The sequence below is a fragment of the Citrobacter sp. Cb031 genome (assembly GCF_030336725.1).
GTDB lineage: Bacteria > Pseudomonadota > Gammaproteobacteria > Enterobacterales > Enterobacteriaceae > Citrobacter > Citrobacter braakii.
Map to the genome: position 1 here is coordinate 297359 of NZ_JAOWDA010000019.1, position 16268 is coordinate 313626.

Here is a 16268-nt window from a genome sequence, read left to right on the forward strand (position 1 = left end):
CAATGGAGTTCGCTTTTTATATCTGTGGCCTGATAGCCATTCTCGCAACCTTGCGGGTGATCACCCACACCAATCCGGTACACGCACTGCTGTACCTGATTATTTCGCTGCTGGCGATTTCCGGGGTGTTCTTCTCGTTAGGTGCTTACTTCGCGGGGGCGCTGGAAATAATCGTCTACGCGGGCGCCATCATGGTGTTGTTCGTGTTCGTGGTCATGATGCTCAACCTCGGTGGTTCTGAAATTGAACAGGAACGCCAGTGGCTGAAACCGCAGGTGTGGATTGGACCGGCGATTCTGTCGGCCATCATGCTGGCGGTTATTGTTTATGCCATTCTGGGTGTTAACGATCAGGGCATCGACGGGACGCCAATTAGCGCGAAAGCTGTCGGTATTTCCCTGTTCGGACCGTATGTACTGGCGGTCGAGCTGGCTTCGATGCTGCTGCTGGCAGGTCTGGTTGTAGCCTTCCACGTAGGGCGCGAAGAGCGTTCTGGTGAAGTGCTGAGCAATCGCACCGATGACCGCGCGAAAAGAAAAACGGAGGAGCACGCATGATCCCCTTACAACATGGACTGATCCTCGCGGCTGTCTTATTCGTACTGGGCTTAACCGGTCTGGTTATCCGCCGCAATCTGCTGTTTATGCTGATCGGGCTGGAAATCATGATTAACGCCTCCGCGCTGGCCTTCGTGGTCGCCGGAAGCTACTGGGGCCAGACCGATGGTCAGGTGATGTATATTCTCGCCATCAGCCTTGCGGCTGCGGAAGCGAGCATTGGACTTGCGCTGTTGCTGCAACTTCATCGCCGTCGCCAGAACCTGAACATCGATTCAGTAAGTGAGATGCGTGGATGAACATGCTTGCCTTAACCATTATTCTGCCATTTATTGGCTTTGTATTACTGGCGTTCTCTCGTGGTCGTTGGTCAGAAAATCTGTCCGCGACCGTGGGCGTCGGGTCGATTGGCCTGGCGGCGCTGGTGACCGCGTTTGTTGGCGTTGACTTCTTTGCTAATGGTCAACAGGCCTACAGCCAGCCGCTGTGGACGTGGATGTCTGTCGGTGACTTCAATATCGGTTTTAACCTGGTGCTGGACGGCCTGTCGCTGACCATGCTCAGTGTGGTGACCGGTGTGGGTTTCCTGATCCACATGTTCGCCTCCTGGTATATGCGCGGTGAAGAGGGATACTCCCGTTTCTTCGCCTACACCAACCTGTTTATCGCCAGCATGGTGGTTCTGGTACTGGCGGATAACCTGCTGCTGATGTACCTCGGCTGGGAAGGCGTGGGCCTGTGCTCCTATCTGCTGATCGGTTTCTATTACACCGATCCGAAGAATGGCGCTGCGGCAATGAAAGCCTTCGTGGTGACCCGTGTGGGTGACGTGTTCCTCGCCTTCGCATTGTTTATCCTCTACAACGAGCTGGGCACGCTGAACTTCCGCGAAATGGTGGAACTGGCACCTGCTCACTTTGCAGATGGTAACAACATGCTGATGTGGGCAACCCTGATGCTGCTGGGCGGTGCGGTGGGTAAATCCGCGCAGCTGCCGTTGCAGACATGGCTTGCTGACGCGATGGCAGGTCCGACGCCTGTCTCCGCGCTGATCCACGCCGCGACGATGGTTACCGCCGGTGTCTACCTGATTGCACGTACTCACGGCCTGTTCCTGATGACGCCGGAAATCCTGCATCTGGTGGGGATTCTCGGGGCTATCACTCTGGTACTGGCTGGTTTCGCCGCGCTGGTACAGACCGACATCAAACGCGTTCTCGCATACTCCACCATGAGCCAGATTGGTTATATGTTCCTGGCTCTCGGGGTTCAGGCGTGGGACGCGGCGATTTTCCACCTGATGACGCACGCCTTCTTTAAAGCGCTGCTGTTCCTGGCATCCGGCTCGGTTATCCTGGCCTGTCACCACGAACAGAACATCTTCAAGATGGGCGGTCTGCGTAAGTCTATTCCGCTGGTGTATCTCTGCTTCCTGATCGGTGGCGCGGCGCTGTCGGCTCTGCCGCTGATTACCGCAGGCTTCTTCAGTAAGGATGAGATTCTGGCCGGTGCGATGGCGAACGGTCATATTAATCTGATGGTTGCAGGTCTGGTCGGTGCGTTCATGACCTCTCTGTACACCTTCCGTATGATTTTCATCGTGTTCCACGGTAAAGAGCAAATTCACGCTCACGCAGGGAAGGGGATTACACATCATCTGCCGCTGATTGTGCTGATGATCCTGTCCACCTTCGTTGGCGCACTGATTGTGCCACCGCTGCAGGGTGTACTGCCTGCGACGACCGAGCTTGAGCATGGTCGCGTGATGACCCTGGAAATTACCTCCGGTATCGTCGCGATTGCAGGCATTCTGATCGCTGCATGGCTGTGGCTGGGTAAACGTACTCTGGTGACGTCGATTGCCAACAGTGCGCCAGGCCGTCTGCTGGGTACCTGGTGGTATAACGCCTGGGGCTTCGACTGGCTGTACGACAAAGTGTTCGTCAAGCCGTTCCTGGGCGTTGCATGGCTGCTGAAACGCGATCCGCTGAACGCAATGATGAACATTCCGGCGATCCTTTCCCGCTTTGCAGGTAAAGGCCTGTTGTTAAGCGAGAACGGCTATCTGCGTTGGTATGTAGCATCAATGAGCATCGGCGCCGTCGTTGTGCTGGCTCTGTTGATGGTACTGCGTTGATCGTAAAGTGAATTTTATCCAAATTCGTTGAAAATCAGGCCTCTATTAGGGGCCTTAAAAAGGAATAAAAATCGCCATGTTACTACCCTGGCTAATATTGATTCCCTTTATCGGTGGCTTCCTGTGCTGGCAGACCGAACGCTTTGGCGTGAAGGTGCCGCGTTGGATCGCGCTGATTACCATGGGACTGACGCTGGCGCTTGGCCTGCAACTTTGGTTGCAGGGCGGCTATTCACTGACGCAATCCACTGGCATTCCGCAGTGGCAGTCTGAGTTTGTCCTGCCGTGGATCCCACGCTTTGGCATCTCGATTCATCTTGCTATCGACGGTCTGTCGCTGCTGATGGTGGTGCTGACCGGTCTGCTCGGTGTTCTGGCGGTACTTTGCTCCTGGAATGAAATCGAAAAATACCAGGGCTTTTTCCACCTGAACCTGATGTGGATCTTAGGCGGCGTAATCGGCGTGTTCCTTGCCATCGACATGTTCCTGTTCTTCTTCTTCTGGGAAATGATGCTGGTGCCGATGTACTTCCTGATCGCGCTATGGGGGCATAAAGCCTCTGACGGTAAAACGCGTATCACGGCAGCAACCAAGTTCTTCATTTATACCCAGGCGAGTGGTCTGGTGATGTTGATTGCCATCCTGGCGCTGGTGTTTGTGCACTACAAAGCGACCGGCGTGTGGACTTTCAACTATGAAGAATTGCTGAATACTCCGATGTCCCACGGCGTGGAATACCTGCTGATGCTGGGCTTCTTCATCGCTTTCGCGGTGAAAATGCCGGTGGTTCCGCTGCACGGCTGGTTGCCGGATGCTCACTCCCAGGCACCGACCGCAGGTTCCGTTGACCTGGCTGGTATCTTGCTGAAAACCGCAGCCTACGGTCTGCTGCGCTTCTCCCTGCCGCTGTTCCCGAATGCGTCAGCGGAGTTTGCACCTATCGCAATGTGGCTTGGCGTCATCGGCATCTTCTACGGCGCGTGGATGGCCTTTAATCAGTACGACATCAAACGTCTGATTGCTTACACCTCCGTATCCCACATGGGCTTCGTACTGATTGCTATCTACACCGGCAGCCAGCTGGCATACCAGGGTGCGGTGATTCAGATGATCGCGCACGGCCTGTCCGCAGCCGGTCTGTTCATCCTGTGTGGTCAGCTGTACGAACGTCTGCACACGCGTGATATGCGTATGATGGGCGGCCTGTGGGGCAAAATGAAATGGTTGCCTGCACTGTCAATGTTCTTTGCAGTGTGTACGCTGGGTATGCCGGGTACAGGTAACTTCGTTGGCGAATTTATGATTCTGTTCGGCAGCTACCAGGTGGTTCCGGTTATTACCGTGATCTCGACATTTGGTCTGGTGTTTGCTTCTGTTTACTCGCTGGCGATGCTGCATCGCGCTTACTTTGGTAAGGCGAAGAGCCAGATTGCCAGTGTTGAACTGCCAGGGATGTCGCTGCGTGAGCTGTTTATCATCCTGTTGCTGGTCGTGCTTCTGGTACTGCTTGGCTTCTATCCGCAGCCGATTCTGGATACCTCGCATTCTGCGATGAGCAACATCCAGCAGTGGTTTGTTAATTCCGTTACTACTACAAGGCCGTAAATCGCCATGACAATAACTCCACAACACCTGATTGCGCTGCTACCGCTGCTGATCGTCGGCTTGACGGTGGTGGTTGTGATGCTCTCCATTGCGTGGCGACGCAATCACTTCCTCAATGCCACGCTGTCGGTCATTGGGCTTAACGCCGCACTGGTTTCGCTCTGGTTTGTTGGCCAGGCGGGCGCTATGGACGTCACCCCGCTGATGCGGGTTGACGGTTTCGCCATGCTCTACACCGGGCTGGTGCTGCTGGCGAGTCTTGCCACCTGTACCTTCGCTTACCCGTGGCTGGAAGGCTACGACGACAACCGGGAAGAGTTCTATCTGCTGGTGCTGATTGCCGCGCTCGGCGGTATTCTGCTGGCTAACGCTAACCATCTGGCGGCGCTGTTCCTTGGTATTGAGCTTATCTCTCTGCCGCTGTTTGGTCTGGTTGGCTATGCGTTCCGTCAGAAACGTTCGCTGGAAGCCAGTATCAAATACACCATTCTGTCTGCCGCAGCGTCTTCCTTCCTGCTGTTTGGTATGGCGCTGGTGTACGCGCAGTCTGGCAACCTGTCGTTTGTCGCGCTCGGTAAGAGCCTCGGCGACGGTATGCTGCAAGAACCGCTGCTGCTGGCGGGCTTCGGTCTGATGATTGTTGGCCTCGGCTTTAAACTCTCACTGGTTCCATTCCACCTGTGGACGCCAGACGTATACCAGGGCGCTCCGGCTCCGGTTTCCACCTTCCTGGCGACGGCGAGCAAAATCGCTATCTTCGGCGTGGTGATGCGTCTGTTCCTGTACGCACCGGTAGGTGATAGCGAAGCGGTACGGATCGTGCTGGGTGTGATTGCCTTTGCTTCTATTATCTTCGGTAACCTGATGGCGCTGAGCCAGACCAACATCAAACGTCTGCTTGGTTACTCTTCTATCTCTCACCTTGGTTACCTGCTGGTGGCGCTGATTGCCCTGCAGAGCGGCGAGATGTCGATGGAAGCGGTTGGCGTTTACCTGGCCGGTTATCTGTTCAGCAGCCTCGGTGCGTTCGGTGTGGTCAGCCTGATGTCCAGCCCGTACCGCGGCCCGGATGCAGACTCTCTGTTCTCCTACCGTGGTCTGTTCTGGCATCGTCCAATCCTCGCGGCGGTAATGACGGTGATGATGCTGTCTCTGGCGGGTATTCCGATGACGCTGGGCTTTATCGGTAAGTTCTACGTACTGGCGGTGGGTGTGCAGGCTAATCTGTGGTGGTTGGTTGCCGCCGTGGTGGTGGGTTCCGCGATTGGTTTGTACTACTACCTGCGCGTTGCCGTGAGCCTGTATCTGAGCGCACCGCAGCAGCTGAATCGCGATGCACCGTCCAACTGGCAGTACAGCGCGGGCGGTATCGTGGTGCTGATTTCTGCCCTGCTGGTACTGGTGCTGGGTATCTACCCGCAACCGTTGATCAGCATCGTGCAGTTAGCGGCTCCGCTGATGTAATTCATCATGCTGTGATCGAAAAAGAGTCTGGACAATGTCCAGACTCTTTTTTTTACCTGTCTATACTCGTCATACTTCAAGTTGCTGGGGTGTCAGGCCGAAAGTTGACGGCTCACCAGCGGGCCGCTGATGCCTTTCGCTGTGCGATCCATCACTTCCTGAATTACTGAAGACAGCTCATTGACTTCGAATTTGGCCACGTAACCATCTGCTTTCACTCGGCGTACGTGATCTTCATTGGCGCTACCGGAAAGTGAGGAGTGGATAACGACCGGGATCTTCTTCAGGCGTTCGTCGGTTTTTATCTTACGGGTAAGCGTAAAACCGTCCATCTCCGGCATTTCCAGATCGGTGAGCACCAGCGCAATCTTCTCGCTGATTGGTTTACCTTCCGCTTCTGCTTCTTCAGATAGCTGTTGTATCTTTTCCCACGCATCCTGGCCCGTCACATGCATCAAGTGTGGGATCTCCATGGCGTTAAGCCCTTTTTCCAGCATCGCGCGAGCCACTTTGGAATCATCAGCCACAATCGCCACCGCACCCGGCGTAATGTTGAACTTATTGGTTTTCAGCTCTGTTGCGCGCAGGTCGTGGTTCGACGGTACGATGTCGTACAGGATCTGTTCGACATCGAGCACCAGCGCCAGATTGTTAGTCTCTTTGTTGTCGTCCAGACAGGCGATACTGGTAATGTAGCGACCATTGACGGCTTTCTCGGCGGTATGCACCTGTTGCCAGTCCAGACGCATAATGTTTTCTACCGACTCTACCGCAAACGCCTGAACGCTGCGGGCATATTCCGTGATCAACAGGATGTTGAGTCCGGTCTCTGGCTTACAGCCCGCGACGGCAGGCAGATCAATCACCGGGATCACCTGATCGCGAATGTTAACCATACCCAGCAACGGGGCTTTCATACCTGCGGGACGCGTAAAGGTCGGCATCGGTACGATTTCACGCAGTTTGAATACGTTGATGCCAAACAGTTCTGATTTCTGCTCCTCGACGGATTTGCCAAGGCGAAACAGCAGCAGTTCAAAACGGTTAGACAGGGTTAGGTTTGTCCTGTCATCAATATCTTTCTGGAAATTGTTCATCCTGTCCTCAGTGTGAAAGCCAGCCTTTCCACTGTTATCGGCACTGAGGCGGAAAAATGGAGCATTAAACGGTGAAAATGGCGAAATCGTGAGCCAGTTCAGTGTCTGGAAATATTGCTTTGCACTCTTCGAGTAACCGCTGACAGCCTTTTTCATCGTAGCGTGAACTAACGTGGGTCATGATCAGGCGTCCCACTCCGGCCTCAAGCGCCAAATGGGCGGCTTGTCGGGTCGAGCTGTGACCGCGGCTGTTGGCTTTTTCCTCCATTGAGGAGTCCAGTGTGGTTTCATGTACCATCACATCCACACCGCGTGCCAGTTCAATGGCGGACGCGCAAGGTCCTGTGTCGCCGAAAATAGCCACAGATTTTCCTCTGGTGGCAGGGGCGAGAAAATCGGCACCGTTAATCGCTCGACCATCCTCCAGCACGATGGTTTTCCCGGCTTTCAAATCCTGGAACCACGGGCCCGCTTTAACACCAGCCGCCTTCAAGGCGCTGGCGTCAAGTGCCCCCGGTTTGTCGTGTTCTTCAACACGAAAACCGTAGCACTCCAGCGGATGCTCCAGCGGGTACGCCGTTACTTTACGCAGGCCGTCATCAACAATTTCACCCGCGGTGATTTCGACAATATCCAGCGGATAATCGGTCCAGGAGCCGCTCAAACGCAAAGCCGTTTCGGTAAACTCTCGCAATCCCTTTGGTCCGTAAAGCGTCAGTGGCTGGACGTTCCCGGCCATTGAGCGACTGCACAGCAGCCCCGGTAAACCAAACAGGTGATCGCCGTGTAGATGGCTGATAAAAATACGTTCGAGTTTTCCTGGGTTAAATGGCGTGGTCAGCATCTGATGCTGCGTTCCTTCACCACAATCGAAAAGCCACAGCCCCGCCTGAGTCGGGTGTTGCAGATTCAGTAAAATTGCCGTTACATTGCGTGAGCGCGTGGGGACTCCCGCAGACGTGCCTAAAAATAGTAATTCCATCTTCGCGTTACACTTTTCGCCATCAATAAGGCAGGGTGTTCAGGTTATCACAACAAAGGGGCAGACTATGATTCACTGGCAAGATCTCCACCATGCAAAGCTCAATACACAGCAGCTGTACGCCATTCTTGAGCTTCGCTGTGCGGTATTTGTTGTTGAGCAACGGTGTCCGTATCAGGATGTGGATGGTGATGACCTGAGTGGTGAAAATCGGCACATTCTGGGTTGGCATAACGATGAACTGGTGGCGTATGCGAGGATTCTGAAAAGCGATGATGAGCTTGAGCCGGTCGTCATTGGGCGGGTGATCGTAAGCGAAGCGCTGCGGGGTGAAAAATTGGGGCAACAGCTAATGACTCAGACGCTGGCCTCCTGTACGCAGCATTGGCCGCACAAGGCGCTGTATCTGGGGGCGCAGGCACATTTGCAATCATTCTATGCGCGCTTTGGCTTTGTGCCGGTCACGGATATCTATGACGAAGACGGTATTCCACACGTCGGAATGGCGCGGGAAGCACATCAGGCGTAAACAGGCGCAAACACGCCTGATTGTCTATAGTTAGCGGGTACGTCAATAGAAAGGGAGAATAAAATGTCTTTTCATTCTTATGAATCACGTATCGATGACGATCTGGAATTATTGAGTGAAACGCTGGAGGAGGTGCTGCGTTCTTCCGGCGATCCAGCCGATCAAAAATACCTTGAGTTAAAAGCGCGGGCAGAGCGGGCGTTAGAAGAGGTGAGAAATCGTGTCAGCCACGCCTCTGACAGCTACTATTACCGCGCAAAGAAAGCCGTTTGCCGGGCGGATGATTATGTGCATGAAAAACCCTGGCGCGGAATCGGCGTTGGCGCCACGGTCGGTTTAGTGATGGGATTATTGTTAGCACGGCGATAAATTCCATTCCGTCAGCGCATTTGTACGTACTCCCTAACTGGGGGTACTGCTTTTTCTGCTCAGTACCCCGTATAATGTGAGGTTTTTAACAGGGAGAGGTCCGCGTGCATTCAATCATTACTGCGCTGGAAAGTCTGATGCGTCATTTGTCGCAAGAGATACCAGCAGCACCTGGAATTCGTATTTACGATATCCCTTTCCCACTGAATGATGCGTTTGACGCTTTAGGATGGCTGGCCAGTCAACCTGTCTGGCCCCAGTTTTACTGGCAACAGCGTAATGGCGATGAAGAAGCCGCCGTACTGGGCGCTGTTGCTACATTTTCCTCGCTCGAATTAGCCCAGCATTTTTTACATCAGCATAATGATAATCCTGACCTGCGTATCTGGGGCCTGAATGCCTTTGAGCCTCAGCGCGGCCATTTGTTATTGCCACGGCTGGAGTGGCGACGTTGCGCGGGGGTGGTGAGTTTACGCTTACATCTTTTTAGCGACGTGTCGCTGCGTGAAGACGCCGCGCAGGCGGTGGCGTTTATCTCATCGCTCGCTAACGTAAAGCCGCTGCCCGCATTGCGTCTGCGTTTGACGGGAGAACAGAACTGGCCGGATAAAACTGGCTGGACAGATCTGATAAAGCTCGCCACGCAAACGATCAATAGGGAACAGCTCGATAAGGTCGTGCTGGCGCGGGCGACCGATTTACAGTTTTCTCAGTCGGTTAACGCCGCGGCCGTGATGGCTTCCAGTCGTCGTCTAAACCTGAACTGCTACCATTTCTTTATGGCGTTCTCCGCAAAGTGTGCGTTTCTTGGTTCTTCCCCTGAACGGCTGTATCGGCGGCGTGACACGGCGCTGCGCACCGAGGCGCTGGCGGGAACCGTTGCCAACCACCCTGAGGATCATCGGGCCTGGCAGTTGGGGGAATGGCTAATGAAAGATGATAAAAACCAGCGCGAGAATATGCTGGTGGTCGAAGATATTTGCCAGCGTCTGCAAGGCTGTACGCAAACTCTTGATGTGCTGCCGCCGCAGGTGCTCAGACTGCGCAAAGTGCAGCACCTGCGCCGCTGTATCTGGACGGAACTGAATCAGGCTGATGATACGCTTTGTCTGATGCAACTCCAGCCCACGGCGGCAGTCGCAGGTATTCCGCGTGAGCTGGCGCGTGAATTTATCCAACATAATGAACCGTTTGAACGCGAGTGGTATGCCGGTTCCGCAGGTTACCTTTCTCTGCGCCAAAGCGAGTTTTGCGTGTCATTACGGTCGGCGAAAATTAGTGAAAATGTGATACGCCTGTATGCCGGGGCAGGGATCGTGCGTGGTTCAGATCCTGAACAGGAATGGCAAGAAATAGACAATAAAGCGGCAGGACTGCGCACTTTATTACAGATGGAAGGGTAATGAGTTGTATATTACCGACTCATATCAAAAATCCATTTATTCGATTCTTTATACTGTGTCGCAATATTGATACCGGACAATCTCATGTCAGTAAGCGCATTTAACCGACGCTGGGCGGCGGTCATTCTGGAAGCACTCACTCGCCACGGCGTCAGGCATGTCTGCATTGCCCCTGGCTCTCGTTCTACACCGTTGACTCTGGCGGCTGCGGAAAACCCCGCTTTTATTCACCATACTCATTTTGATGAGCGTGGCCTTGGGCATCTGGCCTTAGGTCTGGCAAAAGTGAGCCGGCAGCCTGTCGCTGTGATTGTGACGTCCGGTACGGCGGTGGCAAATTTGTATCCCGCGTTGATTGAAGCGGGCCTGACCGGTGAAAAGCTGATTCTACTCACGGCTGACAGACCTCCTGAGCTTATCGACTGCGGCGCTAACCAGGCGATTCGTCAGGCCGGAATGTTTGCCTCGCATCCATCGCAAACGCTCTCTTTACCGCGCCCGACCCAGAACATTCCGGCTAGTTGGCTGGTATCCACCATTGATAACGCCTTAGCTGCGCTGCATAGCGGGGCGGTTCATATCAATTGCCCATTTGCAGAACCGCTGTATGGCGACATGGACGAAACGGGGATTGACTGGCAGCAGCGCCTTGGCGACTGGTGGCAGGATGATAAACCCTGGCTGCGTGAAGCGCGTCGGCTGGAAAGCGACAAACAGCGTGACTGGTTTTTCTGGCGACAAAAACGCGGCGTTGTTGTTGCAGGCCGCATGAGCGCGGAAGAGGGCAAAAAGGTTGCGCAGTGGGCGCAGATGCTAGGCTGGCCGCTGATTGGCGATGTTCTGTCACAAACCGGACAACCTTTGCCGTGCGCCGACCTGTGGCTGGGAAATGCGAAAGCGGTCACTGAATTACAGCAGGCGCAGATTGTGGTGCAGCTTGGCAGTAGCCTGACCGGAAAACGGCTCCTGCAATGGCAGGCCAGCTGTGATCCGCAGGAATACTGGATTGTCGATAATATCGAAGGCCGCCTCGATCCGGCTCACCATCGTGGGCGCAGACTGGTAGCGACGGTTGGCGACTGGCTGGAGCTGCATCCGGCGGAGAAACGTCAGCCCTGGTGCGTGGAGATCCCACGCCTGGCACAACTGGCCTGGCAGGCGGTAGAAGCCCGTCGCGACGCGTTTGGTGAAGCGCAATTAGCCCACCGTATCCGCGAATACTTGCCGGAGCAGGGGCAACTGTTCGTAGGCAACAGCCTGGTGGTGCGCCTGATTGATGCGCTGTCGCAGCTTCCGGCGGGTTACCCGGTCTATAGCAACCGTGGCGCGAGCGGCATTGACGGCCTGCTGTCAACGGCAGCAGGCGTACAGCGCGCCAGCGCGAAATCGACGCTGGCTATCGTCGGCGATTTATCTGCGCTGTATGACCTCAATGCGCTGGCGTTATTGCGCCAGGTTTCCGCGCCGTTTGTCCTGATAGTGGTCAATAATAACGGCGGGCAAATTTTTTCCCTGTTGCCGACGCCAGCAAGCGAACGCGAACGGTTCTACCTGATGCCGCAGAACGTGCATTTTGAGCATGCTGCCGCCATGTTTAACCTTAAATACCAGCGCCCGGAAAACTGGGAGCAACTGGAGAGCGCGTTGACTAACGCCTGGCGTACTCCAGCGGCAACGGTGATTGAGCTGGTGGTAAACGAAACTGATGGGGCGCAAACCCTGCAGCAACTGCTGGCGCAGGTAAGCCATCTATGATCCTGCACGGGCAGGCGAAAGTGGGCCAGACGGGATTTCCCTGGCTGGTTTTCCTGCACGGTTTTTCCGGTGATTGTCGGGAATGGCAGACGGTTGGCGAAGCGTTTAAGAATTATTCGCGGCTGTATATCGACCTGCCGGGACATGGTGGCTCCGCTGACATCAGCGTGAGCGGATTCGACGACGTAAGCGCTTTGCTGCGTAACACGTTGCTTAGTTACAACATACTTAAATGCTGGTTGGTAGGTTACTCTCTTGGCGGCAGAGTCGCGATGATGGCGGCTTGTCAGGAGATGCCAGGACTGTGCGGTCTGGTGGTTGAAGGTGGACATCCAGGCTTGCAAAGTGAGGAGGCGCGCGTTCAGCGTCGCCTCTCTGATGGTCGCTGGGCTGCGCGTTTTCGCGCTGAGCCGTTGTGCGAGGTGTTTATTGACTGGTATCAACAGCCAGTGTTTTCCTCGCTGAATGCGGCGCAAAGAGAAGCGCTGGTCGCACTGCGTAGCCAGAATAACGGGCATACGCTGGCAGCGATGCTGGAGGCCACCTCGCTAGCCGTACAACCTGATTTACGTGCGCAACTCACTGCGCGCACATTTCCGTTTTATTATTTATGTGGTGAACGTGACGATAAATTCCGCGCTCTGGCGGCGGAAATATCCGTACCAAGCCATGTGATTCGTAATGCCGGACACAACGCGCATCGGGACAATCCCGCTGGCGTGGTGGACTGTCTGGCTCAGATTCTGCATCGCTGACTATAGGACATTTTATGATCTATCCTGATGAAACAATGCTTTACGCACCGGTAGAATGGCACGATTGCTCTGAAGGCTACACCGACATTCTCTACGAGAAATCCACCGACGGTATCGCAAAGATCACCATTAATCGTCCGAAGGTACGCAATGCCTTCCGTCCGGTCACCGTGAAAGAGATGATCCAGGCGCTGGCGGATGCTCGCTATGATGACAACATTGGCGTGATTATTCTGACCGGTGCTGGCGACAAAGCGTTCTGCGCAGGTGGCGATCAGAAAGTGCGCGGTGACTACGGCGGATACCAGGATGATTCCGGTGTGCATCACCTGAACGTACTGGACTTCCAGCGCCAGATTCGTACCTGTCCGAAGCCGGTAGTGGCGATGGTTGCAGGCTTTTCCATCGGCGGCGGCCATGTGCTGCACATGATGTGTGACCTGACCATTGCGGCTGAAAACGCCATCTTCGGCCAGACCGGTCCGAAAGTTGGTTCCTTCGATGGCGGCTGGGGTGCCTCTTACATGGCGCGTATTGTCGGTCAGAAAAAAGCGCGTGAAATCTGGTTCCTGTGCCGTCAGTACGATGCGAAGCAAGCGCTGGATATGGGCCTGGTAAACACCGTGGTTCCGCTGGCCGATCTGGAAAAAGAGACCGTACGCTGGTGTCGTGAAATGCTGCAAAACAGCCCGATGGCGTTGCGCTGCCTGAAAGCTGCACTGAACGCCGACTGCGATGGTCAGGCTGGTCTGCAAGAGCTGGCGGGTAACGCCACCATGCTGTTCTACATGACGGAAGAAGGTCAGGAAGGCCGTAACGCCTTTAACCAGAAACGTCAGCCGGATTTCAGCAAATTTAAACGGAATCCGTAATGCGTAGCGCGCAGGTATACCGCTGGCAGATCCCCATGGACGCGGGGGTGATTCTGCGCGACAGGCGGTTAAAAACGCGTGACGGGCTGTACGTTCGCCTTTGTGACGGCGAGCGCGAAGGGTGGGGAGAGATCTCCCCGCTGCCGGGCTTCAGTCAGGAGAGCTGGGAAGAGGCGCAAACCGAGCTGCTGGCCTGGGTCAACGGCTGGCTACAGGGGGATTCTTCCTTACCGCAGCTGCCTTCGGTCGCCTTTGGCGCAAGCTGTGCGCTGGCCGAACTGGCTGGCGTATTGCCAGAAGACGCAGACTACCGTGCAGCGCCGCTGTGTACGGGCGATCCTGATGATCTGGTACTGCAACTGGCGGACATGCCGGGTGAAAAAGTAGCGAAGATCAAGGTCGGACTGTATGAAGCGGTTCGCGACGGTATGGTCGCCAACCTGCTGCTTGAGGCTATCCCGGAGCTGCATTTACGACTTGACGCCAACCGAGCCTGGACGCCGTTGAAAGCCCAGCAGTTCGCGAAGTACGTTAATCCAGAGTACCGCGGGCGCATCGCTTTTCTCGAAGAGCCATGCAAAACCCGCGATGACTCTCGTGCTTTTGCGCGTGAAACCGGCATTGCCATTGCCTGGGATGAAAGCCTGCGTGAAGCGGATTTCCTCTTCGAAGCCGAAGAGGGCGTCAAGGCAGTGGTTATCAAACCTACGCTGACGGGCAGTCTCGATAAAGTGCGCGAACAGGTGGCAGCGGCGCATGCACTTGGTCTCACCGCTGTTATTAGTTCGTCGATCGAGTCGAGCCTGGGCTTAACCCAACTGGCGCGAATTGCCGCCTGGCTGACGCCGCAGACCATTCCGGGGCTGGATACCCTGAGCCTGATGCAGTGCCAGCAGGTACGCACCTGGCCGGGTAGCGCATTGCCGTGTATCGATGTTGATGCGCTGGAACGCCTGCTATGACCCAGCGGGAAATGCCCGATAGCGTAAGCATATCGGGCCTGGTACAACCCGATGACTGGCCGTGGCGTCACTGGCGACAGGTTCGTGCAGAGGTGCCTGCTCTACGCCTCAACGATGAAGTATTAAGCTGGAGCGAGCTCTGCACGCGCGTTGACCATCTGGCCAGCGGTTTTGCCGCTCAGGGCGTGGAAGAGGGCGATGGCGTCCTGCTTCGCGCCTGGAATCATCCACGTGCTTTGCTGGCCTGGCTGGCATTGCTGCAATGTGGGGCGCGGGTTTTACCTGTTAACCCACAGCTGCCTCAATCGCTGCTTGACGCGCTGGTCCCGGGCTTAACGCTGCGTTTTGCGCTGGATCTTGAGGCAGCTAATGTTCTCACGGGACTCCATTCGTTGCAGATGCAGGCAGTGCCAGGCAAGCATGCCGCCGCGTGGTTACCCCAGCGTTTAAGTACGATGACGTTAACCTCAGGTTCTACCGGATTGCCAAAGGCAGCGGTGCATACCTGTCAGGCTCATCTGGCAAGCGCGCAGGGGGTGTTGTCATTAATGCCGTTTGACGCTGAAGATGACTGGCTGCTCTCGCTGCCGCTGTTTCATGTTTCCGGCCAGGGTATTTTGTGGCGTTGGTTGTTTGCCGGGGCACGAATGACCGTGCGCGACAAGCAACCATTGGAGCAAATGTTGGCTGGATGCACCCATGCTTCGCTGGTGCCCACGCAGCTGTGGCGCCTGCTGGTCAACAAAACGGCGGTAACGCTCAAAGCAGTGCTCCTGGGGGGCGCGGCAATTCCTGTTGAATTGACGGAACAGGCGCGCGAGCAAAGGATTCGCTGCTGGTGCGGTTACGGTTTAACGGAGTTTGCTTCTACGGTCTGTGCGAAAGAGGCGGATGGCCTGGCGGATGTGGGGTCGCCCCTGGCAGGCAGAGAAGTCAGAATCGTTGATGGTGAAGTCTGGCTGCGTGCCGCCAGCATGGCACAAGGTTACTGGCGTAACGGGCAGCTGATTCCTTTAGTAAATGCGGAAGGCTGGTTTGCCACCCGCGATCGCGGGGTGTTGAAGGACGGCAAGTTAACCATTGTCGGTCGGATGGACAATCTGTTCTTTAGCGGCGGGGAAGGCATACAGCCGGAAGAGGTGGAACGCGTGATTGCTGCGCATCCGCATGTTCTGCAAGCTTTCATTGTGCCGATAGAAGACAAAGAGTTTGGTCATCGCCCGGTGGCGGTCGTTGAGTATGACACCAATGCGGATGACACCAATCTGGCTGAGTGGGTGAAAGATAAGCTGGCCCGCTTTCAGCAACCGGTATGCTGGCTGACATTGCCACCCGAACTAAAATCCGGAGGGATTAAAATCTCTCGTCGTGCGCTGTCAGATTGGGTAAGTGCTTCATTGTTAAAATTAAGCAAACAGTAATTACATTTCTCACTTTCGCCATTGCGTCGCTATTGTCATTTTGTTTATCTGCTTAAGTGTAACCTGTTGTGAAATCTTTTAACAAAAGGTGCGCTATGGAATGGCATGTGAAGAAGTCTTGCTGTCACAAAAAAGCAGGCAGGCTCTATATCGTACTTTGTGATGGCGGCGGTTCGCTAAAGATGCTGGCTGAGGCTCAATCTTCCGAGTGGGTTAAGCCCGGAGACCTCCTTTCACCGCTGAAAGATGCACTGTATTGCATTAATCGCGATACCTCACGGTTAATCAAAATAATTGATGCCAGACAGTACATGTGCGACGAATGGGAACGCCTGTTACGACTGTCTGAAGATAAATAA

The 16268-nt window shown here is 55.0% G+C and carries 16 protein-coding genes; 14 read left to right on the forward strand and 2 right to left on the reverse strand.

Annotated elements, in window-relative coordinates; translation table 11 throughout:
- The first annotated feature begins 2 nt into the window (after positions 1-2).
- The 5 genes from nuoJ to nuoN all read left to right on the forward strand — a co-directional run bounded on the left by nuoJ (position 3) and on the right by nuoN (position 5764).
- A complete protein-coding gene (nuoJ, locus tag OGV93_RS02670) occupies positions 3-557 on the forward strand; it encodes an NADH-quinone oxidoreductase subunit J (RefSeq protein ID WP_016153833.1) in 555 nt (184 codons plus the stop codon).
- Positions 554-856 (forward strand): NADH-quinone oxidoreductase subunit NuoK, encoded by a 303-nt coding sequence (gene nuoK, locus OGV93_RS02675; protein WP_006683663.1) that lies wholly within the window; start codon positions 554-556, stop codon positions 854-856. Before nuoJ ends, nuoK begins: the two co-directional genes overlap by 4 nt.
- Complete coding sequence (nuoL, locus tag OGV93_RS02680) at positions 853-2694, forward strand: NADH-quinone oxidoreductase subunit L (protein WP_287109339.1); 1842 nt, start codon at positions 853-855, stop codon at positions 2692-2694. Before nuoK ends, nuoL begins: the two co-directional genes overlap by 4 nt.
- 76 nt (positions 2695-2770) lie before the next feature.
- A complete protein-coding gene (gene nuoM, locus OGV93_RS02685) occupies positions 2771-4300 on the forward strand; it encodes an NADH-quinone oxidoreductase subunit M (RefSeq protein ID WP_016153831.1) in 1530 nt (509 codons plus the stop codon).
- A 6-nt stretch (positions 4301-4306) separates the two neighbouring features.
- Positions 4307-5764, forward strand: coding sequence for an NADH-quinone oxidoreductase subunit NuoN (gene nuoN, locus OGV93_RS02690; protein ID WP_016153830.1), 1458 nt, complete (start codon positions 4307-4309; stop codon positions 5762-5764).
- Positions 5765-5856: 92 nt separating this feature from the next.
- On the opposite strand, the gene OGV93_RS02695 is transcribed toward nuoN, so the two are convergent.
- Complete coding sequence (locus OGV93_RS02695; protein ID WP_016157041.1) at positions 5857-6861, reverse strand: chemotaxis protein; 1005 nt, start codon at positions 6859-6861, stop codon at positions 5857-5859.
- Between the two features lie 64 nt (positions 6862-6925).
- Positions 6926-7843, reverse strand: a complete 918-nt coding sequence (gene rbn, locus OGV93_RS02700) for a ribonuclease BN (protein ID WP_053389244.1) — start codon at positions 7841-7843, stop codon at positions 6926-6928.
- Between the two features lie 67 nt (positions 7844-7910).
- On the opposite strand from rbn, the gene OGV93_RS02705 reads away from it, so the two are divergent.
- The 9 genes from OGV93_RS02705 to pmrD all read left to right on the forward strand — a co-directional run bounded on the left by OGV93_RS02705 (position 7911) and on the right by pmrD (position 16268).
- Positions 7911-8372, forward strand: a complete 462-nt coding sequence (locus OGV93_RS02705; protein WP_016153827.1) for a GNAT family N-acetyltransferase — start codon at positions 7911-7913, stop codon at positions 8370-8372.
- Between the two features lie 63 nt (positions 8373-8435).
- Positions 8436-8741 carry a stress response protein ElaB gene (elaB, locus tag OGV93_RS02710; protein WP_003027683.1) on the forward strand — a complete coding sequence of 102 codons (306 nt, stop codon included), beginning with the start codon at positions 8436-8438 and terminating at the stop codon, positions 8739-8741.
- Positions 8742-8845: 104 nt separating this feature from the next.
- The gene (menF, locus tag OGV93_RS02715) at positions 8846-10144 is read left to right on the forward strand and encodes an isochorismate synthase MenF (protein ID WP_287109340.1); all 1299 of its coding nucleotides are present in this window, start codon (positions 8846-8848) and stop codon (positions 10142-10144) included.
- An 84-nt stretch (positions 10145-10228) separates the two neighbouring features.
- On the forward strand, positions 10229-11899 hold the full coding sequence (menD, locus tag OGV93_RS02720) for a 2-succinyl-5-enolpyruvyl-6-hydroxy-3-cyclohexene-1-carboxylic-acid synthase (protein ID WP_049042370.1): 1671 nt from the start codon (positions 10229-10231) through the stop codon (positions 11897-11899).
- The gene (gene menH / locus OGV93_RS02725; RefSeq protein ID WP_287109341.1) at positions 11896-12654 is read left to right on the forward strand and encodes a 2-succinyl-6-hydroxy-2,4-cyclohexadiene-1-carboxylate synthase; all 759 of its coding nucleotides are present in this window, start codon (positions 11896-11898) and stop codon (positions 12652-12654) included. Before menD ends, menH begins: the two co-directional genes overlap by 4 nt.
- A gap of 14 nt (positions 12655-12668) precedes the next feature.
- On the forward strand, positions 12669-13526 hold the full coding sequence (menB, locus tag OGV93_RS02730; protein WP_287109342.1) for a 1,4-dihydroxy-2-naphthoyl-CoA synthase: 858 nt from the start codon (positions 12669-12671) through the stop codon (positions 13524-13526).
- The gene (gene menC / locus OGV93_RS02735; RefSeq protein WP_046275931.1) at positions 13526-14488 is read left to right on the forward strand and encodes an o-succinylbenzoate synthase; all 963 of its coding nucleotides are present in this window, start codon (positions 13526-13528) and stop codon (positions 14486-14488) included. The genes menB and menC overlap by 1 nt, the downstream gene beginning before the upstream one ends.
- Positions 14485-15909: an o-succinylbenzoate--CoA ligase gene (gene menE / locus OGV93_RS02740; RefSeq protein WP_287109343.1), complete on the forward strand. Its 1425-nt coding sequence runs from the start codon at positions 14485-14487 to the stop codon at positions 15907-15909. The genes menC and menE overlap by 4 nt, the downstream gene beginning before the upstream one ends.
- Positions 15910-16004: 95 nt before the next feature.
- Positions 16005-16268, forward strand: a complete 264-nt coding sequence (gene pmrD, locus OGV93_RS02745; protein WP_103928404.1) for a signal transduction protein PmrD — start codon at positions 16005-16007, stop codon at positions 16266-16268.